Here is a 20,597-nt window from a genome sequence, read left to right as displayed (position 1 = left end):
GCCTTCGGCTGGAGCTCTCCCCGGAGGGGGAGGTCCATCGGGACGTTGCGGTCTCGGGGTCGGGCCGCGTGTTCAGCGTGAGCCTGCCCGAGCCCGGCACCCAGGAGCAGTCGTGGCTCGAGCACGGCCGCCGGCTCGAGTGGTCGCGTCTCGACGTACCCGCCAGCTCACAGGGCGGCGTGATCGCGGGGCCCGGCGACTACGCGATGGCGGTCACGGGAAGCGTGTCCTGGCTGTTCAACGGCGCGGGCTGGGACGGCCCCGTGACGATCACCGCGCAGGACGTCGCGCGGTCGAAGCTCGTGGGCAACACGGACGGCGACGCCGCGCTGCTGTGGAGCGCTCCGGGCGGGCGGGCGTACCTGAGCCGCCTGGAGCGGGGCGGCTCCTGGGACACCCGCCGCATCCCGTCGGTGCTGGTGGACGCGCCCCGGGACGTCGCCATCAACAACGCCGGCAAGGTCACCGTGGTCTGGGCAGCGCCGAAGGGGACGACGGCGGAGATCCGGCGGACCGTGATCCAGCCCGGGGCCGCCACCTGGTCGCCGTCGGTGGCGCTCGGCACCGTGGACCATCCCCGCCCGCGAGTCCGGCTCGTCACCGAGGGCGGCGGGCGGGAGACGCTGCTCGCGCGCGACAAGCTCTGGCGCCAGTCGACCAGCACCACGATGCCGACCTACCGGTTCCGCACGAGCAACCGCGCGGAGCTCGCCGCCGGCGACTCCCTCACGCGGCTGGTGTGGGCCGGGATGGTCGGCGACGAGCACCGGTTCTACACGCGCTCGGCCGGGACGGACTGGGGGCCTCGGACTCTGATGTGGTCGTCAACGGGTCCCTGGGATTGCCCCGAGAGTCCCTGGTTCGGCGTCGGCATGGTGCCGAGCGGGCGGTCGTACGTCGCGGTGGCCGTCCGGACCGACGTCGGCGAGACCACCGAGGTCTGCGGGGGCCCGTTCGCCGCGCTCGTCACGCTCGATCGGTTCGACGGCATCCTGAACACGTCGCGCGGTGTCGACACCGCGCTCCAGACCACGCCGTACCAGATCGTCGGCGGGACGGCAGGCCCGATCGTGCTGGAGTACGAACCAGGCAACTGGACGATCGACTGGAGGATGCAGTTCTTCGAGCGCTGACGGGGCGGGTGCCGCAGGTCTCGTGCCGGCCACCAGGGACGTTCAGTCGAACGCCGCCACCAGCCGCACGCCGTCGGACCCGAACCTGCCGGCGAGGGCGCGCATGACAGCCAGCACGTGGCCCCACGGGGTGCCGTCACCGAAGTAGGTGCCGAGGTCCATCGGCTGGTACCGATAGGTCATGCCGTCGTGCTCCCACGTCGCTGCTTCGGCTGGGGTCAGCGCGGCCGACGCTGCGGCCGGTCCGGCGAAGTCGATCGCGTCAGGTGTCCAACCGCGCGGCAGCAGCAGCGTTCGGGACATCGACGAGCCGTCGTTCGACTCCAGGTAGCCGACGACGTGCCCGAACGGTTCGTCCGGGTCGATTGCTGTCAGCTCGTCCCACCCGATCCAGGACGCGATCAGGTCTCCGGACGTGATGTATGCCTCGAGGTCCTCGCGGAGGGCACCCGAGACGTCGTCGGGCAGCCCGCGCGCCGGTGCGAGCGGCTCGAAGCCGTAACTGTTCCGGATGCCGAACAGGTAGGCGAAGGCCGGATAACTGCCTGCCGGGCCGCCGTACTCGAGGAGCGGGTAGAGGTCCATGACCTTGAGCCACGGCTCGCCGTCGTACCAGTCGCTGTACGCACCCGGGTGCCGGGCTTCGATGCCGCCGAAGATGTCGGTGCCCACCGCCGAAGCGTACCCACCGACGAGGCGCCTGCCTGATCGCGCCGGTGTTGACCACAGCAGTTGCTGCCACGAGCGGCCTCCGTCCGGCAGCAACCGCTGTGGTCAACCGTCGTCAGCCCGAGCCGATCAGGGCCGCAGTCGGATGTCTTGTGGACTGGCCATGGATCACGGGGGCGGTTCGGTGGTCATCTGCCCCAGTCCCTTGGCCAGCGCGCCGATGCTTCGGGCAAGATCTGCGAGCGCTTGCGTCGTCGCCTCGTCGGGCCCCGTCAGCCCGGAGAGGCGGCTGTAGGCCTGGCCGGCCCAGTCCTCCGCTGATCGGAAACTGCTCATTGCCTCGTCGGTGCTCATGATCCGACGATGCCACGCTGCCATGATTCGGCACTCCGAGGGTGGGGTGAACTACGGCGGCCCCCGGGTCGCCAGGCCCTCGACCTGGGCAATGACACGAGAGTCACACGGGAGCACGAGGAACGGCGGCCGACGCCGCACCTCGTCGCGAGACGAAGATACAGGTCAGCCGCCGTTTCGGGGCAACTCAGCAGGTCACGAGGGACCGACTGTCAGATGTCGTAGTAGAGCTCGAACTCGTGCGGGTGCGGCCGCAGGCGGATCGGGTCGATCTCGTTCTCGCGCTTGTACGCGATCCAGGTCTCGATCAGGTCTTCCGTGAACACGTCACCGGCGGTGAGGTACTCGTGGTCGGCCTCGAGCGCGTCGAGCACGCCGCCGAGCGACGTCGGGACCTGAGCGATCTGCGCGTGCTCCTCGGGCGGCAGCTCGTAGAGGTCCTTGTCGACCGGGGCCGGCGGCTCGATGCGGTTCTTGATGCCGTCCAGGCCGGCCATCAGCATCGCGGAGAACGCCAGGTACGGGTTGGACGACGGGTCCGGCGCGCGGAACTCGATGCGCTTGGCCTTCGGGGAGGTACCCGTGATCGGGATACGGATCGAGGCGGAGCGGTTGCGGGCCGAGTAGACGAGGTTCACGGGAGCCTCGAAGCCCGGCACCAGGCGGTGGTACGAGTTCACCGACGGGTTGGTGAAGGCGAGCAGCGACGGCGCGTGCTTCAGGATGCCGCCGATGTACCAGCGAGCCAGGTCGGACAGGCCGCCGTAGCCCTTCTCGTCGTAGAACAGCGGCTCGCCGTTCTTCCAGAGCGACTGGTGCGAGTGCATGCCCGAGCCGTTGTCACCGAAGATCGGCTTCGGCATGAACGTGGCCGACTTGCCGGCCTCGAAGGCGACGTTCTTGATGACGTACTTGAACTTCATCAGGTCGTCGGCGGCGTGCAGCAGGGAGTTGAACTTGTAGTTGATCTCCTGCTGGCCGGCGGTGCCCACCTCGTGGTGCGCGCGCTCGACGGAGAGGCCGACCTGGCCGAGGGTCTTGACCATGTCGTCGCGCAGGTCCGCGAAGCGGTCGCTCGGCGAGGTGGGGAAGTAGCCGCCCTTGTAGCGGGTCTTGTACCCGAGGTTGCCACCCTCCTCCTCGCGGCCGGTGTTCCACGCGGCCTCGACGGAGTCGATGGAGTAGTAGCTCTCGTTCGACGCGGTCTTGAAGCGCACGTCGTCGAAGACGTAGAACTCGGCCTCGGCACCGAAGAAGACGGTGTCGGCGATGCCGGTCGACTTGAGGTAGGCCTCGGCCTTGGCCGCGATGTTGCGCGGGTCGCGGGCGTAGGCGTCACCCGTGAACGGGTCCACGATCGAGAAGTTCACGATCAGGGTCTTGGCCTTGCGGAACGGGTCGATGTACGCCGTCGCGATGTCCGGCACGAGCTTCATGTCGGACTCGTGGATCGCCTGGAAACCGCGGATGGACGAGCCGTCGAACATGAGGCCCTCGCTGAAGGCGTCCTCGTCGAACTGCTCGACCGGGATGTTGAAGTGCTGAGTGACACCCGGCAGGTCGATGAACCGGACGTCGACGAACTCCACCCCCTCGTTGCGGGTGAAGGCAATCGCCTCCTCGGCGTTGTTGAACATCTGCGCTCCTTGCTCGCTCGATAAGTCCAGGGGGAGTCCGTCGCACGACGCCGAACGGCTGGGCAGGCTTGCACGCGGATCGCCACGAACCTAAGGGCAGGTGGTTTCTCTCGGGTTACTGATTGTTGCCGGAGTGTTTCTCGCGCCTCTCGACCGTGTAACCGTGGGGAGATGTGCTGGTGGTAGCTCCGGCAGCGTTATCACAGCGTGCCAGAACTCACATGCCGCGGCCCGGCGGCGTCCGTCCATCGGACGGCAGTCGGGTGCGCAAAGGGGGCGCCTCCCGTACGGGAGGCGCCCCCTTCGAGGCCAGACCGGTCAGCGACCGCGCATGCCCTTGCGGTCGGGGCGGGCGCGGGTCGGGTCGATGCCCTTGGGGATCGGCAGCTTCATGCCGCCGATGGCCTTGAGCCGCTTGCTGATCTCGGCCACCTCGGCCCGGGTCAGCGTCGACTTGAGGCGCGTGACGGCGCGCGCGACCTTGGTCAGCGGCACCTGGCCCTCGCCGTCGCCGCACTGGATCACGGTGACCGGCACGTTGGACAGGATGCGGCTGACCTTCTTGCGCTCCTGGTCGAGCAGGCGCGTCACGCGGTGCGACGGCCCCTCCGAGACCAGCACGACGCCGGCCCGGCCCACACCCCGGAACACGAAGTCCTGGTTGCGGGCGTCGACGGCCACAGGCTCGTCCTCGAACGTCCAGCCGCCGCGCACGGTGCCGAGCGCGGCGCGGGCCGCGCCCGGCTGACCGGCGATCTGCGTGTAGGCGGCCTTCTCCGCGCTGCGGGACAGCACGAACATCGCCGCCAGCACGCCGAACGGCACGCCGATGACGAGCGCGTAGACCCACGGGCCCGCGAGCACACCGATGAGCAGCGCCACCGCCACCACACCGACGAACGCGGCGAGCATCCACCAGGTGACGAGCGGGTTCTGCTTGCGGGTCATCTGGTAGACGTCCCACAGCTGGTGATACCAGCGGCGCTTCTTGGGCTTCTTCTGCTTGGAGACGGACGCGTCGTCGCGCGCTTCGCCTCCGGACGAGGTTCGGGCCATGGTCATCGATTCTAGTGCGCTGCGAGGGGTCGGCGTGCCGGGTCAGCGCGCCAGCAGGCTCGCCGCCTCCTGACGGGAGGTGGTGGGCTGTGCGAGGTGCGAGAGCGCCTCGGGGATCGCGCGGCCGTGCTTGGTCATCGCCTGGCCCCACAGGCGGCCCGCGCGGTACGACGAGCGCACCAGCGGCCCGGCCATGACACCGAGGAAGCCGATCTGCTCCGCCGTCTCGGACAGCTCCACGAACTCCTCCGGCCGCACCCAGCGGTCCACCGGGTGGTGGCGCAGCGACGGGCGCAGGTACTGGGTGATCGTGATGATGTCGCAGCCGGCGTCGTGCAGGTCCTGCAGCGCCTGCTTGACCTCGTCGACGGTCTCGCCCATGCCCAGGATCAGGTTGGACTTGGTGACGAGGCCGGCGTCGCGGGCGCGGGTGATGACCGAGAGCGACCGCTCGTAGGTGAACGCCGGACGGATCTGCTTGAAGATGCGGGGCACGGTCTCGACGTTGTGCGCGAGCACCTCGGGGCGCGACTCGTTGACGGCGTCGAGCAGCTCGGGGATGGCGTTGAAGTCCGGGATGAGGAGCTCCACGCCGGTGCCGGGGTTGAGCGCGTGGATCTGGCGGACGGTCTCCGCGTAGAGCCAGGCGCCACCGTCGGCCAGGTCGTCGCGGGCGACGCCCGTGACGGTCGAGTACTTCAGGCCCATGGTCCGCACGGACTCCGCGACGCGGCGCGGCTCGTCCTTGTCGAAGTCGGCGGGCTTGCCCGTGTCGATCTGGCAGAAGTCGCAGCGGCGCGTGCACTGGTCACCGCCGATGAGGAAGGTGGCCTCGCGGTCCTCCCAGCACTCGAAGATGTTGGGACAGCCGGCCTCCTCGCAGACCGTGTGCAGGCCCTCGCCCTTCACGAGCGATTTCATGTCGCGGTACTCGGGTCCCATCACCGCCCGGGTCTTGATCCACTCGGGCTTCTTCTCGATGGGCGTGGCCGAGTTGCGCGCTTCGATGCGCAACATGCGTCGGCCTTCAGGTGCGATGGTCACGCAGATCCCTCCCAGGTCAGCGGGTTGGCCCAGCCTAAGCCTCGGGCGACCGCCGTCGCGCGGCCGTCGCGGGGGCGGCACGTGGCGTTCGTCACGCTGTCGCGGCGACGGCCTCGGACGGCGCGGCGTCCCGCGCGAGCAGCGGCGAGAGGCGCTCGATCAGGGCCGCCTCCAGCAGGGGCCGGACCTCGTCGACGGTGACCCGCCGGCCGGCCTCGGCGGTCAGCGAGGTGACGTCGGCGTCCTCCGCCGGGATGCCGCACGGCACGATGTGGTCGAACGCGGCCAGGTCGGCGTCGCAGTTCAGGGCCAGGCCGTGCATGGTCACGCCCTTGGCGACGCGCGCCCCGATGGCGCACACCTTGCGTTCGAGCCGGGGGTCCGGCACCCCCGGGTCGTCGGCGGCGACCCAGACGCCGGAGCGGCCCTCGACCCGCATCGTCTCCACGCCGAATGCGCCGCACACGTCCATCACCGCCTGCTCCAGCGTGCGGACGTACTCGACGACGTCGAACGGCTTGGCCAGCTTGATGATCGGGTAGGCCACGATCTGGCCCGGGCCGTGCCACGTGATCTTGCCGCCGCGGTCGACCTTGACGACCTCGGTGCCGTCGGTCGGGTACTCGTCGCGGTGCGTGCGCGCGCCCGCCGTGTAGACGGACTCGTGCTCCAGGAAGAAGACGGTGTCGGCGAGGTCCTCCGCGCGGACGCCCTCGTGGGTGCGTCGCTGCAGGTCCCAGCCCTCGTGGTACTCGACGTGCCCGGTGAGGTGTCGGATGTCCATGGCCGCAAGCCTAGACCCGCCCCGCAGGCCCGCTGCCGGGCCCCTGCGGGCCGCCGTCCCGGTCAGGACGCCGGGAGGGTCTCCGCCGGGCAGCTCGTCAGGACGTCCTCCATGGCGTCGTGCTCGGCGGGCGTGACCCACAGCTCGTACTTGGCCTTCACGGCGATCTGCCGGGCGACGTACTCGCAGCGGTAGGCCTGGTTCTCCGGCAGCCACTCGGAGGCGTCCTTGGCGCCCTTGCCCATGTTCGCGGGGCCGTCCGAGGCCACGAGGTTGAGCGGGTCGTTCGCGATCGAGACGCGCTTGTCCTTGTCCCAGTCGGCCGCGCCGGTGGTCCACGCGTTCATCAGCGCGACGACGTGGTCGATCTGTACGTCACCGGAGTTCTCGCCGCGCTCGAAATCGATGGTCTTGCCCGTGTACGGGTCGTCGAGCGTGCCGGAGGCGACCTCGCACGAGTCGCCCTCGGTCAGCACGAAGTCGTCGAGGTCGCGCTGGAGCATGTCGTTGCGGGTGTCGCAGCCGTTGTCGTCGGCGTCCTGCCAGGCGCTGCCGAAGTCGGACTCGCGGTCGTAGCCGTCCTCGGTGGCGGCGTCCTGCACCGTCAGCGTGTCCAGCGCCGCGAGGGCCGAGCCCTGCGCGCCCTCGGCGGGGGCGACGTCGTCACCCAGGGACTTGACGACGAAGTTGCCGGCGAGCACGAGCGCCGCGACGGCGATGAGCACGAGCTGCAGGGTCTTACGGGTCTGGCTGGACTTCTTGGCTGTGGCGGACACGAGCCCCTCAATCTGTCGGCCGTTGGTCCGGACCACAGATGGCCGGACAAAGTCTAAGAACGTGCGAAACGTACCTCTTGCCCCAGTCTGCCAGAGTTGTGTTACGGGGATTAAGCGGCTGACCAGTAATCTCGCGTCGCTGCGTCCCGCGGGGCACGATGGGGCCATGTCACTTCGGATCGGGATTGTCGGCTACGGCGGCGCGGGCAGGCAAATTCACGCTCGGCTGGCGCGAGCTGCGGGTATGTCGGTAACGGCGGTCGTCGCGCGCGACTCCGGGCGGCGCGTCCAGGCGGCCGGTGACTGGCCCGGCGCGCGGCTCTTCAACGACCTCCCCTCGATGCTGGCGGAGCCAGGTCTCTACGACCTGGTGGTCATCGCCAGCCCCTCCTCCCTGCACGCCGAGCACGCGAACGCCGTCTCCGTGGCCGGCAAGCCCTTCGTGCTGGACAAGCCGATCGCGACGACGGCGGCCGAGGCCCGCCGGGTGGTGGCCGCCGCGTCGTCGTCCGGCACGCCGTTCACCGTGTTCCACAACCGGCGCTGGGACCCCGAGCAGCTCACGCTCAAGGCCCTGCTGGACCGAGGTGACCTCGGCAAGGTGCACACCTTCGAGCGGCACTGGGAGCGCTGGCGGCCCAAGCCCCAGCAGCGCTGGAAGGAGAACGACGTCGTGGGCGGCGGGCTGCTGCTCGACCTCGGCCCGCACCTCGTGGACTCGGCCACCCAGCTCTTCGGGCCGGTGGTCTCGGTGTACGCCGAGACCCGCTCGCTCTCGACGCCCACAGAGGACGACGTGTTCCTCGTGCTGCACCATGCAGCGCCGGGCACCAGGCCCGGTGTGGTCCCGGGGCGCGCCGCGGCGGCCGACGTCCTCTTCGGCGTGGAGCCGCCCGCCAAGGGCGTGGTCTCGCGGCTCTGGGCGGGCTCCCTGGTCGGGGCGCCCGGCCCGCGTACGCGCGTGCTGGGGGACGGCGGCGCGTACCTGGTCAACTCGTTCGAGGGCGACGCCTCGCCCTTCGACGTGCTCGACGACGACCAGCCCGACGGCACCCACGGCTGGCTCACCCGCGGCCGCGAGCGGACCGCCGTGCCGCAGCCCCGGGGCGGGCACGGCGACTTCTACTCCGCGGTGGCCGAATGGCTAGCCGGTGAGGCCGACGTGCCCGTCGATCCCGCCGACGCCGTCCGGACCGCGGAGGTCCTGGACGCGGCACGGGTCTCGGCCAAGGAAGGGCGGCTCGTCGACGTGTGATTCCCTGCGTGTGCCCAGGAGTTCACCCACAGGGCGTCGAATTCGGCAAATCCTGTGGATAAAGAGCGGGCTCCGATGCACGGAGTTCTCATGATCGGGTGCACTACATCGAATCCGCGGAACTGGTCCGCGTAGCCGTCCCCACCGAGGCCGCGGCACGGGAACTTCTGGTGCGCCGCCTGGACACCCTCGCGACACTGGACCACCCCCATCTCGTGCCGCTCATCGCCATCTCGCCCAACGGCCCGGACAACCTCGACGTCCGGCTGTCGCGGACGGGCGCGGTCGACCTGCCGACCGCCGTCGGCTCGCGCGGCCCCCTGACCGCCGCCGAGGGCGCCGGGATCACCGTCGCCATCGCGCAGGCGCTCGCCGCGCTGCACGCCGTGGGTCTGGTCCACGGCGGCGTGCGGCCCACGGACGTGCTGCTGCGCAGCGACGGCAGCGCCGTGCTGCGCCCGCGCGTCACGCTGCCGGACCACAGCGACGACCCGGTCGACGTCACCTCGCTGGCCACGCTCGTCGAGTCGGTGCTGGGCTTCCCCGGGCCGAGCCTGGACTCCAAGGCCGACCAGGCGCTGCGGGCCGTCCTGGCCCGCGCCCGGGCTGAGGACCCGCGCGACCGGCCCGAGCCGGGCACGCTCGCGGCCCTCGCGAACGACGCCGTGCAGCCGGAGCCGGTGCGGCTCCCGGACGCCTCCGCCCTCGTCTCGGCCGCCATCAGCGGTCCCGTGCCCATCGCGGGTCACGTGCCCCTCGGCGCGCACACGCCCTCCGCCTGGCGCTCCGCCGCGAAGACCCTGACGGGGTCCATCGCCGCGGTCGACGCGCGCTCCTGGGCGACCGGCGGGCGACGCCGGGCGACGATGCCCGTCACGGGCCGGGCCGTCGGCGCGCGACCGGGCGTGAAGGCTGCCGAGCCGCGCGTCACCGCGGGCTCCGTGCTCGCGACGGTCATGATCGCCGCCGGCGTGGTCACGGGGATCACGGCAGGGGTCGTCGCCCTGCCCGAGGCCTTCGGCGGCGAGGAGCCCGCCGTCGCGGCGCCCTCGCCCGAGGCCTCCGCCCCCGTCTGGGGCGGCATCAACCCGGTGAGCAACGCCAAGGACCCGGCAGGTGCCGCGGTCGAGCTCACGGAGCGTCGGCTCGCGCTGCTGGCGGGTGCGGTCTCGGACATCAGCACGGTCAACCTGGAGGGCTCGCCGGCCTACCTGGCCGACCAGCAGATCCTCGACGAGCTCAAGCAGAACCGGTCCCAGGTGGTCGGTGCGTCCGCGGAGGTGGAGTCCACCGAGGTCGTGACGCAGGGCCCGGGTGCCGCGTCCGCCGTGCAGAGCGCGACCACGGCGTCGCGCAAGACGGTCCAGACGTCGGACGACGCCGAGGGGAAGACGTCCGGCAAGAAGGTGGCGATCGAGGCGATCGTGCGGATCCAGTACACGATCACCGCACACCGCCAGGTGTCCGCCGACGGCGAGACCGCGGTGCCCGCGTCGAAGGAGTCTGCCGACCTGACCCTGGTCTGGACGCCGGGCGGCTGGCGGGTCAGCGAGGTCCGCTGACCCCGACGCGGCTGACCCGGCGCGGCCGCCCCGGACCGCCCCGGACCGGGTCAGCGCCCGGCGACCCAGCGCGCCGCCTCTTCGGGGGCGGCGTGCGTCCAGGTGAAGCCGGTGCGGCTCAGCACAGCGGGGACCACCCGCTGGGAGGCCACGAGATCGCCGGAGAACTGCCCGAGCGCGATCCGCAGGGCGAACCGGGGCACCGTCAGGGCCGCCGGCCGGTTGAGGGCCTGGGCGAGCGCCCGGGTCAGGTCCCGGTTCGTGGTGGGCTCGGGCGCCACGGCGTTGACGGGTCCGCGCACGTCCGCGCCGATGACGTGGCGGATCGCTGCGACCTCGTCGGTGAGCGTGATCCAGCTCCACCACTGCCGGCCGCTGCCGAGCGGGCCGCCGACACCGAGACGCAGGAGTGGCAGCAGCCTGCCGAGCGCCCCGCCCGACGGCGCGAGCACGATGCCACTGCGCATCCAGACGACGCGTGCCCCGGCGTCGGCGGCGGGCGCCGTGGCGTTCTCCCAGGCCTTGACCAGGCCCGCGAGGAAGTCGTCGCCGCGTTCCGACGCCTCGGTCAGGACCTCGTCCCCGCGGTCCCCGTACGCCCCGACCGCCGACGCGTTGACCAGCACGGGCGGACCGTCCAGGCGCGCGATCGTGCGGGCGAGCAGGCTCGTGGTCGTGGTACGCGAGCCCACGAGCTTCTGCTTGTACGCCGGGGTCCAGCGGTGGTCGCCGATCCCGGCCCCGGCCAGGTTCACGACGGCGTCGGCGCCGTCCAGGGCGACCGGGTCGAGCTCACCGGTGCGCGGGTCCCACGGCACGTCCCGGACGCCGGACGGCGGGGCTGACTCGGCAGCGCCGGACGACTCGCTCCCGCGCCGCACCAGCCGGCGCACGCCGTGCCCTCGGGCGACGAGGTCCGCGACCAGCGCGGAGCCGATGAGGCCGTGCGACCCGGCCACGACTACGTCCATGCCGCGAATCTAGCCTGCCCGACGGCGCCGCACAGACAGGGCACCGACGGCGGACAGACGGCTGTGGCCGGTCCCGAACCCGGGACCGGCCACCACCCGCTGCTGGGTCGACGTCAGGTGCGTGCGCTACCCGGCCGACCGTTCGTCCTCGTCAGAGACCGACCTCGGCCTCGAACGCGCCCTCCTCGATCCGGTTCTTGATCGCGGTGAGGAAGCGCGCGGCGTCCGCACCGTCGACCAGGCGGTGGTCGTAGGACAGGAAGATGTAGGCCATCGAGCGCACCGCGATGCTCTCGTTGCCCTCGGCGTCGGTCACCACGACCGGGCGCTTGGTGATGGTGCCCGTGCCCAGGATGGCCGCGTGGCCCAGCGGCACGATCGGCGTGTCGATGAGGGAGCCGCCCGAGCCGGTGTTCGTGATGTTGAACGTCCCGCCCGAGAGCTCGTCCGGCGTCACCTTGTTGGCCCGGGTGCGCGCACCCAGGTCCTGGATCTGCCGGGCGATGCCCGCCAGGTTCAGGTCGCCCGCGTTCTTGATGACCGGGACCACGAGGCCACGCTCGGTGTCGACGGCGATGCCGACGTTCTCCGAGCCGTGGTAGGTGATCTCGCCCTTCTCGGTGTCGATCGTGGCGTTGATCTTCGGGTAGGCCTTGAGCGCCTCGACGGCGGCCAGCGTGAAGAACGGCAGGAAGGTCAGCTTGGCGCCCTCGCGCGCGGCGAACGACTCCTTGGCCTTGGCCCGGAGCTTCGCGACGCGGGTGACGTCCACCTCCAGGACCGTGGTCAGCTGGGCCTGCGACTGGACCGCCTCGAGCATGCGCTCGGCGACGATCTTGCGCAGGCGCGACATCTTCTCCGTGGTGCCGCGCAGCGGCGACACCTCGAGCTTGGTCGCGGCCGGCGCCTTCGCAGCGGGTGCGGCAGCGGCGGCGGGCGCCGGGGCTGCCTTGGCCTCGGCGGCGGCGAGCACGTCCTCCTTGCGGATGCGGCCGCCGACACCGGTGCCCTTCACCTCGGCGACGTCGACGCCCTTCTCCGCGGCGAGCTTGCGCACGAGCGGGGTCAGGTACGAGCCGGCGGCGCGACCCGCGGCAGCGGCGGGAGCCGGCGTGGCCGCAGGGGCCGGGGCGGCCGGAGCGGCAGGGGCGGGTGCGGCGGGAGCCGGAACAGCCGGAGCGGGGGAGGCGGCCTCGGCGGGAGCCGGGGAGTCTGCGGCCGGGTCCGGCACGGGGGTGGCCTCGGCCGGAGCCTCGGTCTTCGGCGCCTCGGGAGCCGGGGCGGCCGGAGCGGCAGCGGCCGGAGCGGCGGCGCCGGAACCGACGCGGGCCAGGATGGCGCCGACCTCGACGGTCTCGTCCTCCTTGACCAGGATCTCCTGGAGCGTCCCCGCGACGGGCGACGGGATCTCGGTGTCGACCTTGTCGGTCGAGACCTCGAGCAGCGGCTCGTCGACGGCGACGTCGTCACCGACCTCCTTGAGCCAGCGCGTCACGGTGCCCTCGGTGACCGACTCGCCCAGCGCGGGCAGCGGCACGTCGGTGCCGCCACCGGCCGGAGCCGGGGCGGGGGCCTCGGCGGGGGCGGGCGCGGGCGACTCCGCCGCGGGCGCCTCGGCGGGAGCGGCCTCGGCCGGCTCAGGCGTCGCCTCGGGTGCGGGGGCCTCCGCTGCGGCGGGCTCCGGCTCCGGGGCCGCCGGGGCGGCACCGGAGCCGGAGCCGTCGCCGATGACGGCGAGGGTGGCGCCGACCTCCACGGTGTCGTCCTCCTGGACGAGGATCTGCTCGAGCACGCCGGCGATCGGCGACGGGATCTCGGTGTCGACCTTGTCGGTCGACACCTCGAGCAGCGGCTCGTCGACGGCGACCTCGTCGCCGACAGCCTTGAGCCAGCGGGTGACAGTGCCCTCGGTGACGGATTCGCCGAGGGCCGGCAGCTGCACGTTCTCAGACATGACCTGTGGGGTCTCCTTTGTCGTTATGGTCAGTTGTGGGCGTGCAGAGGCTTGCCGGCCAGTGCCATGTGTGCCTCTCCGAGTGCCTCGTTCTGGGTGGGATGTGCGTGGACGAGCGAGGCGACGTCCTCAGGGAACGCCTCCCAGCCGACGATGAGCTGGCCCTCGCCGATCAGCTCGCCCACACGCGAGCCGATCAGGTGCATACCGACCACGGGTCCGTCCTTGCGGCGCACCAGCTTGGCGAAGCCCTGGGTACCCAGGATCTTGCTCTTGCCGTTGCCCGCCAGGTTGTACTCGATGGTCTCCACCCCGTCCGGGCCGTACAGCTCGGCGGCCCGCGCCTCGGTGACGCCGACCGACGCCACCTCCGGCTCGCAGTAGGTGACCCGCGGGATCGTCGCCTCGTCGATCGGTGCGGGAGACTTGCCCGCGATCTGCTCGGCCACGAAGATGCCCTGCGCGAACCCGCGATGGGCAAGCTGCAGGCCGGGCACGATGTCGCCGACGGCCCAGACCTGCCCGCCGGCCGGCGTGGTGACGCCGGTGCGGAGCAGCTCGTCGGTCAGCACGAACCCGCGGTCGACGCGCACACCGGCGGCCTCGTAGCCGAGGTCGGCGGTCCGCGCTCCGCGCCCGACGGCGACGAGCAGCAGCTCGGCGTCGAACGTGGTGCCCGACTCCAGCTCGACCTGGACGCCGTCGTCGGACTGCTTGGCCTGGGCGAAGCGCTCGCCCAGGGAGAACTTGATGCCACGCTTGCGGAACGCGCGCTCCAGCGCCTTCGAGAGAGCGACGTCCTCGTTGGGGACGAGGTGGGGCAGCGCCTCGACGATCTGCACGTCGGCGCCGAAGGACTTCCAGACGCTGGCGAACTCCACGCCGATCACGCCGCCGCCGAGCACCACGACGGACCGGGGCACGGTCTCCAGCGTGAGCGCCTGGTCGGAGGTGAGGATGCGGCCGCCGAGCTCCAGGCCGGGCAGCGTCCGGGCGTACGAGCCGGTCGCGAGCACCACGTGGGTGCCGGTCCAGGTGCTCGTCGCACCGTCCGCGGCGGTGACCTCGACGACGCCGGGGGAGGCGAGCGTGCCGTGCCCCTCGACGACGGTGATCTTCCGCGAGGCGATGAGCCCCTGCAGGCCCTTGTACAGGCCGGCGACCACGGAGTCCTTGTAGGCGAGCACGCCGGGCATGTCGATGCCGTCCAGCGACGTGCGCACGCCGAACTGCGCGCCGTGCGCGGCGGTGTCGGCCACCTCGGCGGCGTGCAGCAGTGCCTTGGTGGGCACGCAGCCCACGTGCAGGCAGGTCCCGCCGAGCTTGCCCTCCTCCACGAGGGCCACGCTCAGGCCCAGCTGTGCCGAGCGGAGCGCGGTGGCGTAGCCGCCGCTTCCCCCGCCGAGCACGACGACGTCGAACGTGGTCGGGCTGTCATGCGTAGGCACGTGCTGGCTCCTCGTTGACTCCGCGGAGGTGACCGCGTTGGCTTCGTCGGCTGCGTGGGTTGTCGCCGCATGCCATCTTGACACTTCAGCGGGCGTGGCCCCAATCGTGTACCGGGCTTGTCGGGTGTGACCGTGGCGACATTGACGCTCCGGCGGCCCTGTGACAGGACGGCGTCCCCGGTCCGCGGCAGGACAGCCCGCGAGCAGAAGGTGCGAGTTTCCTGCGATGTGCGTGGAGATGCCTAGGACAGCGCCGGTCTCGCTAGTACCCTCGGTGCATGCCCCGCCAGTCCCGTAGCTCGCTCGCGCGCTTCTTCCAGCGACGCTCCGCACCCGGTAGCGCCGCGCGTCCCACCGGTAACGACGCGCGCCGCCAGACCCTGGCGCACCTCGGTGAGTTCATCGCTTCGCGCGTCGGGGTCGAGGCCTACGTGGAGCCCCCGACCACCGACATCCCCAGCACCATCCTGCTCGTGGCGAGCACCGGTGAGTGGACGCGCCGCCGGGTGCCCGACGAGCGCACCGCGTTCGACATCGCGAACCAGCTCGGGGTGCCGGTGTACAACGTGCGGTTCACCGGCTACCCCCAGCGGATGCGCGACTGGAACAGCGCCCAGCGCAAGAAGTAGCTACTTCGCGGCGGCCCGGCCCTCGACGAAGCCCAGGAGGGTGCGGACGCCGACGCCGGTGCCGCCGCCGGACGTGTAGCCGTGCGCGCCGCCCTCGTTGAAGGCGGGGCCGGCGATGTCCAGGTGCGCCCACGGGTGGTCGCCCACGAACGTCTGCAGGAACAGGCCGGCGTTGAGCATGCCGCCCCAGCGCGGGCCGGAGTTGGCGACGTCGGCCACCTTGGACTTGATGTTGGCCTTGAGCTCCTCCGGGAGCGGCATCGGCCAGAACAGCTCGCCCGAGGCGTCGGCGGCGGCCTTGACCTCGTCGCGCACCTCGTCGGTGCCCATGACGGCGGACGTGCGGTTGCCGAGCGCGACCATCTGGGCGCCCGTGAGCGTGGCGATGTCGAGCACCACGTCGTGGCCGTCCTCGACGGCGGAGACGAGGCCGTCGGCCATGACGATGCGGCCCTCGGCGTCGGTGTTCAGGACCTCGACGGTCTTGCCGCCGTAGATCGTGATGACGTCGGCGGGGCGCTGCGCGTTGCCGCCCGGCATGTTCTCGGCGAGGCAGAGGTAGCCGGTGACCGCGACCGGGAGGTTCAGCTTCGCCGCGGCGATCACCGTGGACAGCACCGCGGCGGCGCCGGCCATGTCGGACTTCATGGCCTCCATGCCGGCTGCCGGCTTGATCGAGATGCCGCCCGAGTCGAACGTGATGCCCTTGCCGACGAGTGCGACCTTCGCGTCCGGCTTGGCCGGCGCGTAGGCGACCTTGACCAGGCGCGGGCCGCGCGACGAGCCCTGGCCCACGGCCGTGAGGCCGCCGTAGCCGCCCGACGCGAGCTGCTTGTCGTCCAGCACCGTCACCTTGACGTGCTTCACGTCCTTGGCCGCGGCCTTCGCCGCGTCGGCGAACGTGGCCGGGTACAGCTCGTTGGGCGCGGTGTTGACCAGGTCGCGGGTGGCGTGGACCGCCGCCGCGAGGATCTCGGCGCGCTCGGCGGCCAGCTTGGCCTTCGCGTTCTTGTGCAGCGGGGTGAGGATCTCGATCGCGGCGACCGGGTCCTTGCCGTTCTTCGCGGCGTCCTTGCCGCTGCCCTTCGCGTCCTTCGCCGCGCCGTTCCCGGCGCCCTTGGCCGCGTCCTTGCCGGCGGTGCGGTACCGGTTGAAGGCGTACGCGCCGAGCAGCGCACCCTCCGTGACGGCGGTGATCTCGGCGTCGTCGGACGCCGGCAGGGCGATCGCGGCGGACTTGAGGCCCGCCAGCTCGCGGGTCGCGGCGCCTGCCGCGCGGCGCAGCGTCTCGGCGGCGAACGTGCCGTCCTCGGCGCGCTCACCCAGGCCCGTCAGGACGAGGACGTCGGCGGCGAGCTTGTCGCCGGCCGGGATCTTGCGCACCTCGTCGCGGGCGCCGGTGACGCCGAGCTGCGGGGCGAGCGTCTCGAGCTGCGTCAGCAGGTCCGTGGGGAGCTGGTCGGACACGACGGCTACGCCGTCCGACGTCTGGGCGGTCGCCACCACGAGCGCTTCGGCCTTCACGGCGGTGGGATTCTTGCTGGAGAGGGTCACGTCGGTCACGCTGCCGATGGTAACCCGGGCCTCCGACAGCCGGGCCGGGCCTCATCGAGGCGCAGGTCACGCACGATCCGATTGCCGCCCCACAGGGAGCGCCCGGTAGTCTGCAGGACGTGATCCCTGCCCTCCTGCTCCTCGTGGTCGCGCTCTGCGTGGTCCTGGCCGGGTGGGCCGGCTGGTTCGTCGCCCGCGACCGCGCGGTCATCCTGAACCAGCTCTGGGGCGGTGCCGTCATCGAGTTCCTGCTGCTCGTGCAGGGCGTCGTCGCGATCGTGCAGGGTGCCGGCGGGGGCGGCGCGAGCGACCCGGTGCTGTTCTGGGGCTACTTCGCCACCACCCTGGTGATCCTGCCGGTCGCCGCCGCGTGGGCCTTCGCCGAGCGCACCAGGTGGAGCTCGGTGGTGCTGCTCGTGGCCTCGCTGACGGTGGCCTTCCTGGAATGGCGCATGTGGCAGATCTGGACGGGGGCCTGATGGCGATGACGGAACGGACAGCCGGGCGACGGACCGGGCGGGGCTTCGGCCGCGTCCTGGTGACGATCTACGGGATCCTCGCGTTCGCCGCCATCGGCCGCTCGTCCTACGAGCTCGTCGTGAAGTTCGGCGAGGCGCCCGTGGCCTACACGCTCTCCACGCTCGCCGCGGCGGTGTACGTGGTCGCGACGTTCGCGCTCGCGATCGGCAGCCCCGCCTGGCGCGTGACCGCGTGGATCACCGTCGGGATCGAGGCGGTCGGCGTGGTCACGATCGGGGCGCTGTCGCTCGCCGACCCGGACGTGTTCGGCGAGTCGACCGTCTGGTCCGGATTCGGCCAGGGCTACGGTTACGTGCCCCTGGTCCTGCCCTTCGTGGGCCTGTGGTGGCTGTGGCGGACGTCGCGCAGCACGTCCGAGGAGAGGACTGCATGAGCTGGCCGTACTCGTTGTTGTTCAACGGCGTCTTCCGCCGCATGGACCCGGAGCGTGCGCACGAGATCGCGTTCTCGCTGATCGAGCGCGCGGGGAGGGTGCCGGTCCTGCGGGACGTCGCGCAGGGCGCGCTCGCCCCGTACCTGGGCCAGCGCGCCGGTGGACCGGGCAGCGTGCGCCTCTTCGGTCGCGTGGTGCCCGCGCCGTTCGGCCTGGCGGGCGGGTTCGACAAGAACGCCCGCGCCGTCCGGGGCCTGACGATGCTCGGCTTCGGGTTCGTCGAGATCGGCACCGTGACCGCCCGCCCGCAGCCCGGCAACGAGAAGCCGCGCATGTGGCGCGAGCTGGACGTGCGGGGCGTGCGCAACCGGATGGGCTTCAACAACGAGGGCGCGGCCGCCGCCGCGGACCGGCTGCGCGCGCTGCGCCGCACCGCCGCCGGCCGGGCGATCGTCGTCGGCGCCAACATCGGCAAGTCCAAGGTGACGCCGCCCGAGTTCGCCGCCGCCGACTACGCGACGTCGGCCCGGCTGCTGGCCCCCTGGGCGGACTACCTCGTGGTCAACGTGTCGTCCCCGAACACGCCGGGCCTGCGTGACCTGCAGGCGACCGAGTCGCTGCGGCCCATCCTGGAGGCGGTCCGCGCCGCCGCCGACGAGGCCACCACCGGGACGGCCGCGGGCAAGGGCACGGGCCGCAGGATCCCGCTCCTGGTGAAGATCGCCCCCGACCTCGCGAACGAGGACGTCGACGCCGTCGCCGACCTCGTGCTGGAGCTGGGGCTGGACGGCGTGGTCGCCGTCAACACGACCATCGGCCACGACCGCGGCCCGGGCGGGCTGTCCGGCCCGCCGCTGCTCGGCCGGGGCATCGAGGTGGTCGCGCGCCTGCGCGAGCGGCTCGGCACGGGCCCCGTCATCATCGGCGTGGGCGGCATCACCCGGGCCGACGACGTCCGCGCGTACCTGCGCGCCGGGGCCGACCTGACCCAGGGGTACACGTCGTTCGTCTACGAGGGGCCGCTGTGGGCGTCGGAGATCAACCGCGCCCTGACCCGGTCGGCCGGCTCGACGGCAAGTGGGAGGTACGAGTGATCCGTCCGCAGTGGGAGTGGGCCCTGGACGACGCCGAGGGGCGTCGCCTGAGCGAGCCCGTCACGCCCGTCTTCACCGCGCAGTACGACGCCGAGCAGTGGCTCGGTGAGCACTGGCGCGAGCTGGCCGCGGCCGGCGCCGTGCAGGCGAGCCTGCTGCACGACGGCACGCAGGCCGCGCCCGGCGTGGAGCTGCGGATCCCCTGAGGCCGCGCGGGCCGTGCGGTCCCCTGGGCCGCGCAGCCCGTGATCAGCGCCGCGCCCTGCCCGACGGCACCACCCGGCTCCAGGCCCGGGCGAGCCGCGGTACGGCGTCGGCCAGCTCGGCGGGGGACCGCGTGAAGGTGAGCCGCACGCGGGACGCGGAGCCGGTGCTCTCAGGGCTGAAGATCGGCCCGGCCGCCACCAGCGCGCCCTCCGCGGCGGCCGCGGCGGCGAACGCCTGCGCGACCGGCCGCCCCAGGTCGACCCAGCAGAACAGCCCGCCCTGCGGCGTCGGCACGTCCCAGGAGGGGAACGCCTCCCGGAGCCGGTGGACCAGGAGGTCGCGCCGCTCGCGCAGCATCCGGCGCCGGCCCGCCAGCACCTCCTCGTGGCGCCCGAGCAGCTCCACCACGGCGAGCTGCTCCAGCACCGCCGTCGCGATGTCCGCCGACTGCCGAGCCCGCGCGAGGTGCGAGATCACCTGCGGGTGCGCCCGGACCCAGCCGACACGCAGCCCGCCCCAGAACGCCTTCGACGCCGACCCCACCGTGACCACGTGCGGCGATGTCCCGTCCCCGGCGAACGCGGGCGGCAGGTCGACGTCCGACAGGTTGAGCTCCACGAGCGTCTCGTCGCCCACGACCGTGACGCCGTACCGGTCGGCGATCTCCCGGACCGCCGCACGCTCGCCGGCGGACATCACGAACGCCGTCGGGTTCTGGAAGTCCGGCACGAGGTACACCAGCCGCGGCTGGGCGCGGCGCACCGTGGAGGCGAGCAGGTCGACGTCGAGCGGCCCCGTGGGCACGCCGACCACCCGGCCCCCGGCGTCGCGCATCGACTCCATGGCGTGGAAGTAGGTGGGCGACTCCACGACCGCCCGGTCGCCCGGGTGCAGGTGGGTGTGCGCCAGCAGCGCGATCGCCTGCTGGGCGCCGGTGGTCACCAGGATCTCGTCGGCGGTGGTCGGCACGCCGCGCTCGCGGTAGCGGGCGGCGACGGCCTCGCGCAGCGGCGTGAGGCCGTGCGGCTCGTACCCGCCCGAGTCGAGGTACGCGGGCAGGCGCTCCAGGGCCCGCGCGAACGCCTCGTGCAGCTCCGGCGGCGCGGGCGGGGTGGCCTGCCACAGGTCCAGGTGCCCGACGGCGGACGGGAGGCCCCCGGGCGTCACGGCCCGCAGGGCGTCGTCGGCCACCGGGGCGTCGCCGCCCGCCGGCCGGCCGGGGGCGGGATCGGCGCTGCGCTGCGGCAGGGTGGCGACCGTGCCCGACCCGACGCGGCTGACCGCGAAGCCCAGCTCACGCAGCCGCGCGTACGCGCCCGAGGTCGTGGTGCGCGACACCTTGAGCGCCGCCGCAAGCTCACGTTCGCTGGGCAGCCGGGTGTTGGGGGCGAGCGTGCCGGACAGGACGGCGGCGCGCAGGGCGTCGGCGAGGGCCACGTAGGCAGGCCCGCCCGCGTGCCACGAGCCGAGCAGCCGGGCGGTCGTGGCGGGGGAGAGCTGGCGCAGCACGGTCGGGGTCGCGGCGGACATAGGGGCCACTCTTGCGCGATTGGCCCT

General features: G+C 72.4%; 20 protein-coding genes. 8 read left to right on the top strand and 12 right to left on the bottom strand.

Annotated features, from left to right (window positions below; all coding sequences use genetic code 11):
• Positions 1-77 precede the first annotated feature (77 nt).
• Positions 78-1,133, top strand: a complete 1,056-nt coding sequence (locus tag ACZ7LE_RS13840) for a hypothetical protein (protein ID WP_470403833.1) — start codon at positions 78-80, stop codon at positions 1,131-1,133.
• Positions 1,134-1,175: 42 nt separating this feature from the next.
• Here the strand turns inward: ACZ7LE_RS13840 and ACZ7LE_RS13835 are convergent, their stop codons facing one another.
• The 7 genes from ACZ7LE_RS13835 to ACZ7LE_RS13805 all read right to left on the bottom strand — a co-directional run bounded on the left by ACZ7LE_RS13835 (position 1,176) and on the right by ACZ7LE_RS13805 (position 7,453).
• Positions 1,176-1,805: a hypothetical protein gene (locus tag ACZ7LE_RS13835; protein ID WP_470403832.1), complete on the bottom strand. Its 630-nt coding sequence runs from the start codon at positions 1,803-1,805 to the stop codon at positions 1,176-1,178.
• Positions 1,806-1,970: 165 nt separating this feature from the next.
• Positions 1,971-2,156: a hypothetical protein gene (locus ACZ7LE_RS13830; RefSeq protein WP_470403831.1), complete on the bottom strand. Its 186-nt coding sequence runs from the start codon at positions 2,154-2,156 to the stop codon at positions 1,971-1,973.
• A gap of 212 nt (positions 2,157-2,368) precedes the next feature.
• Positions 2,369-3,793, bottom strand: a complete 1,425-nt coding sequence (gene glnA, locus ACZ7LE_RS13825) for a type I glutamate--ammonia ligase (protein WP_470403830.1) — start codon at positions 3,791-3,793, stop codon at positions 2,369-2,371.
• A 318-nt stretch (positions 3,794-4,111) separates the two neighbouring features.
• Complete coding sequence (locus tag ACZ7LE_RS13820; RefSeq protein WP_470403829.1) at positions 4,112-4,849, bottom strand: DUF4191 domain-containing protein; 738 nt, start codon at positions 4,847-4,849, stop codon at positions 4,112-4,114.
• Between the two features lie 42 nt (positions 4,850-4,891).
• Complete coding sequence (gene lipA / locus ACZ7LE_RS13815; protein WP_400542640.1) at positions 4,892-5,893, bottom strand: lipoyl synthase; 1,002 nt, start codon at positions 5,891-5,893, stop codon at positions 4,892-4,894.
• A 91-nt stretch (positions 5,894-5,984) separates the two neighbouring features.
• Complete coding sequence (gene lipB, locus ACZ7LE_RS13810) at positions 5,985-6,677, bottom strand: lipoyl(octanoyl) transferase LipB (protein ID WP_470403828.1); 693 nt, start codon at positions 6,675-6,677, stop codon at positions 5,985-5,987.
• Between the two features lie 62 nt (positions 6,678-6,739).
• Positions 6,740-7,453, bottom strand: a complete 714-nt coding sequence (locus ACZ7LE_RS13805) for an HNH endonuclease family protein (protein WP_470403827.1) — start codon at positions 7,451-7,453, stop codon at positions 6,740-6,742.
• 166 nt (positions 7,454-7,619) lie between these two features.
• Between ACZ7LE_RS13805 and ACZ7LE_RS13800 the strand changes: the two genes are divergently transcribed.
• Both ACZ7LE_RS13800 and ACZ7LE_RS13795 read left to right on the top strand, forming a co-directional pair.
• The gene (locus ACZ7LE_RS13800) at positions 7,620-8,708 is read left to right on the top strand and encodes a Gfo/Idh/MocA family oxidoreductase (protein ID WP_470403826.1); all 1,089 of its coding nucleotides are present in this window, start codon (positions 7,620-7,622) and stop codon (positions 8,706-8,708) included.
• A gap of 98 nt (positions 8,709-8,806) precedes the next feature.
• On the top strand, positions 8,807-10,270 hold the full coding sequence (locus tag ACZ7LE_RS13795) for a serine/threonine-protein kinase (RefSeq protein WP_470403825.1): 1,464 nt from the start codon (positions 8,807-8,809) through the stop codon (positions 10,268-10,270).
• A gap of 50 nt (positions 10,271-10,320) precedes the next feature.
• Here ACZ7LE_RS13795 and ACZ7LE_RS13790 read toward each other — a convergent pair whose 3' ends face one another.
• The 3 genes from ACZ7LE_RS13790 to lpdA all read right to left on the bottom strand — a co-directional run bounded on the left by ACZ7LE_RS13790 (position 10,321) and on the right by lpdA (position 14,643).
• Entirely contained in the window at positions 10,321-11,241 is a 921-nt protein-coding gene (locus ACZ7LE_RS13790) for a TIGR01777 family oxidoreductase (RefSeq protein WP_470403824.1), read from the bottom strand.
• A 151-nt stretch (positions 11,242-11,392) separates the two neighbouring features.
• Entirely contained in the window at positions 11,393-13,195 is a 1,803-nt protein-coding gene (gene sucB / locus ACZ7LE_RS13785; protein WP_470403823.1) for a 2-oxoglutarate dehydrogenase, E2 component, dihydrolipoamide succinyltransferase, read from the bottom strand.
• A gap of 29 nt (positions 13,196-13,224) precedes the next feature.
• On the bottom strand, positions 13,225-14,643 hold the full coding sequence (gene lpdA, locus ACZ7LE_RS13780) for a dihydrolipoyl dehydrogenase (protein WP_470403822.1): 1,419 nt from the start codon (positions 14,641-14,643) through the stop codon (positions 13,225-13,227).
• A 278-nt stretch (positions 14,644-14,921) separates the two neighbouring features.
• On the opposite strand from lpdA, the gene ACZ7LE_RS13775 reads away from it, so the two are divergent.
• On the top strand, positions 14,922-15,272 hold the full coding sequence (locus ACZ7LE_RS13775) for an oxidoreductase (RefSeq protein ID WP_470403821.1): 351 nt from the start codon (positions 14,922-14,924) through the stop codon (positions 15,270-15,272).
• On the opposite strand, the gene ACZ7LE_RS13770 is transcribed toward ACZ7LE_RS13775, so the two are convergent.
• Positions 15,273-16,835, bottom strand: coding sequence for a leucyl aminopeptidase (locus ACZ7LE_RS13770; RefSeq protein WP_470403820.1), 1,563 nt, complete (start codon positions 16,833-16,835; stop codon positions 15,273-15,275). It lies immediately after the preceding gene.
• Between the two features lie 110 nt (positions 16,836-16,945).
• On the opposite strand from ACZ7LE_RS13770, the gene ACZ7LE_RS13765 reads away from it, so the two are divergent.
• From ACZ7LE_RS13765 to ACZ7LE_RS13750, 4 genes are read left to right on the top strand one after another with little or no spacing between them, the layout of a single operon-like run.
• On the top strand, positions 16,946-17,305 hold the full coding sequence (locus tag ACZ7LE_RS13765) for a hypothetical protein (protein WP_470403819.1): 360 nt from the start codon (positions 16,946-16,948) through the stop codon (positions 17,303-17,305).
• Between the two features lie 5 nt (positions 17,306-17,310).
• Positions 17,311-17,739 carry a hypothetical protein gene (locus ACZ7LE_RS13760; protein WP_470403818.1) on the top strand — a complete coding sequence of 143 codons (429 nt, stop codon included), beginning with the start codon at positions 17,311-17,313 and terminating at the stop codon, positions 17,737-17,739.
• Positions 17,736-18,833 (top strand): quinone-dependent dihydroorotate dehydrogenase, encoded by a 1,098-nt coding sequence (locus ACZ7LE_RS13755; RefSeq protein WP_377234177.1) that lies wholly within the window; start codon positions 17,736-17,738, stop codon positions 18,831-18,833. Before ACZ7LE_RS13760 ends, ACZ7LE_RS13755 begins: the two co-directional genes overlap by 4 nt.
• A complete protein-coding gene (locus ACZ7LE_RS13750; RefSeq protein WP_397397242.1) occupies positions 18,830-19,039 on the top strand; it encodes a hypothetical protein in 210 nt (69 codons plus the stop codon). The genes ACZ7LE_RS13755 and ACZ7LE_RS13750 overlap by 4 nt, the downstream gene beginning before the upstream one ends.
• A 43-nt stretch (positions 19,040-19,082) precedes the next feature.
• Here the strand turns inward: ACZ7LE_RS13750 and yczR are convergent, their stop codons facing one another.
• Positions 19,083-20,570 carry a MocR-like transcription factor YczR gene (yczR, locus tag ACZ7LE_RS13745; protein WP_470403817.1) on the bottom strand — a complete coding sequence of 496 codons (1,488 nt, stop codon included), beginning with the start codon at positions 20,568-20,570 and terminating at the stop codon, positions 19,083-19,085.
• Positions 20,571-20,597 lie beyond the last annotated feature (27 nt).

It is taken from the genome of Promicromonospora sp. NPDC110617, assembly GCF_055598465.1.
Note: the sequence above shows the minus strand (reverse complement) of the source record. Positions and strands in the feature narration are given on the sequence as shown.

Excerpts from the sequence above, each read along its gene's own strand:
- ACZ7LE_RS13775 (WP_470403821.1), top strand. The coding sequence starts at position 14,922 with ATGCCCCGCCAGTCCCGTAGCTCGCTCGCGCGCTTCTTCCAGCGACGC.
- yczR (WP_470403817.1), bottom strand. The coding sequence starts at position 20,570 with ATGTCCGCCGCGACCCCGACCGTGCTGCGCCAGCTCTCCCCCGCCACG.
- lipB (WP_470403828.1), bottom strand. The coding sequence starts at position 6,677 with ATGGACATCCGACACCTCACCGGGCACGTCGAGTACCACGAGGGCTGG.
- ACZ7LE_RS13760 (WP_470403818.1), top strand. The coding sequence starts at position 17,311 with ATGACGGAACGGACAGCCGGGCGACGGACCGGGCGGGGCTTCGGCCGC.
- ACZ7LE_RS13800 (WP_470403826.1), top strand. The coding sequence starts at position 7,620 with ATGTCACTTCGGATCGGGATTGTCGGCTACGGCGGCGCGGGCAGGCAA.
- ACZ7LE_RS13830 (WP_470403831.1), bottom strand. The coding sequence starts at position 2,156 with ATGAGCACCGACGAGGCAATGAGCAGTTTCCGATCAGCGGAGGACTGG.
- ACZ7LE_RS13820 (WP_470403829.1), bottom strand. The coding sequence starts at position 4,849 with ATGGCCCGAACCTCGTCCGGAGGCGAAGCGCGCGACGACGCGTCCGTC.
- ACZ7LE_RS13755 (WP_377234177.1), top strand. The coding sequence starts at position 17,736 with ATGAGCTGGCCGTACTCGTTGTTGTTCAACGGCGTCTTCCGCCGCATG.
- glnA (WP_470403830.1), bottom strand. The coding sequence starts at position 3,793 with ATGTTCAACAACGCCGAGGAGGCGATTGCCTTCACCCGCAACGAGGGG.
- sucB (WP_470403823.1), bottom strand. The coding sequence starts at position 13,195 with ATGTCTGAGAACGTGCAGCTGCCGGCCCTCGGCGAATCCGTCACCGAG.
- ACZ7LE_RS13790 (WP_470403824.1), bottom strand. The coding sequence starts at position 11,241 with ATGGACGTAGTCGTGGCCGGGTCGCACGGCCTCATCGGCTCCGCGCTG.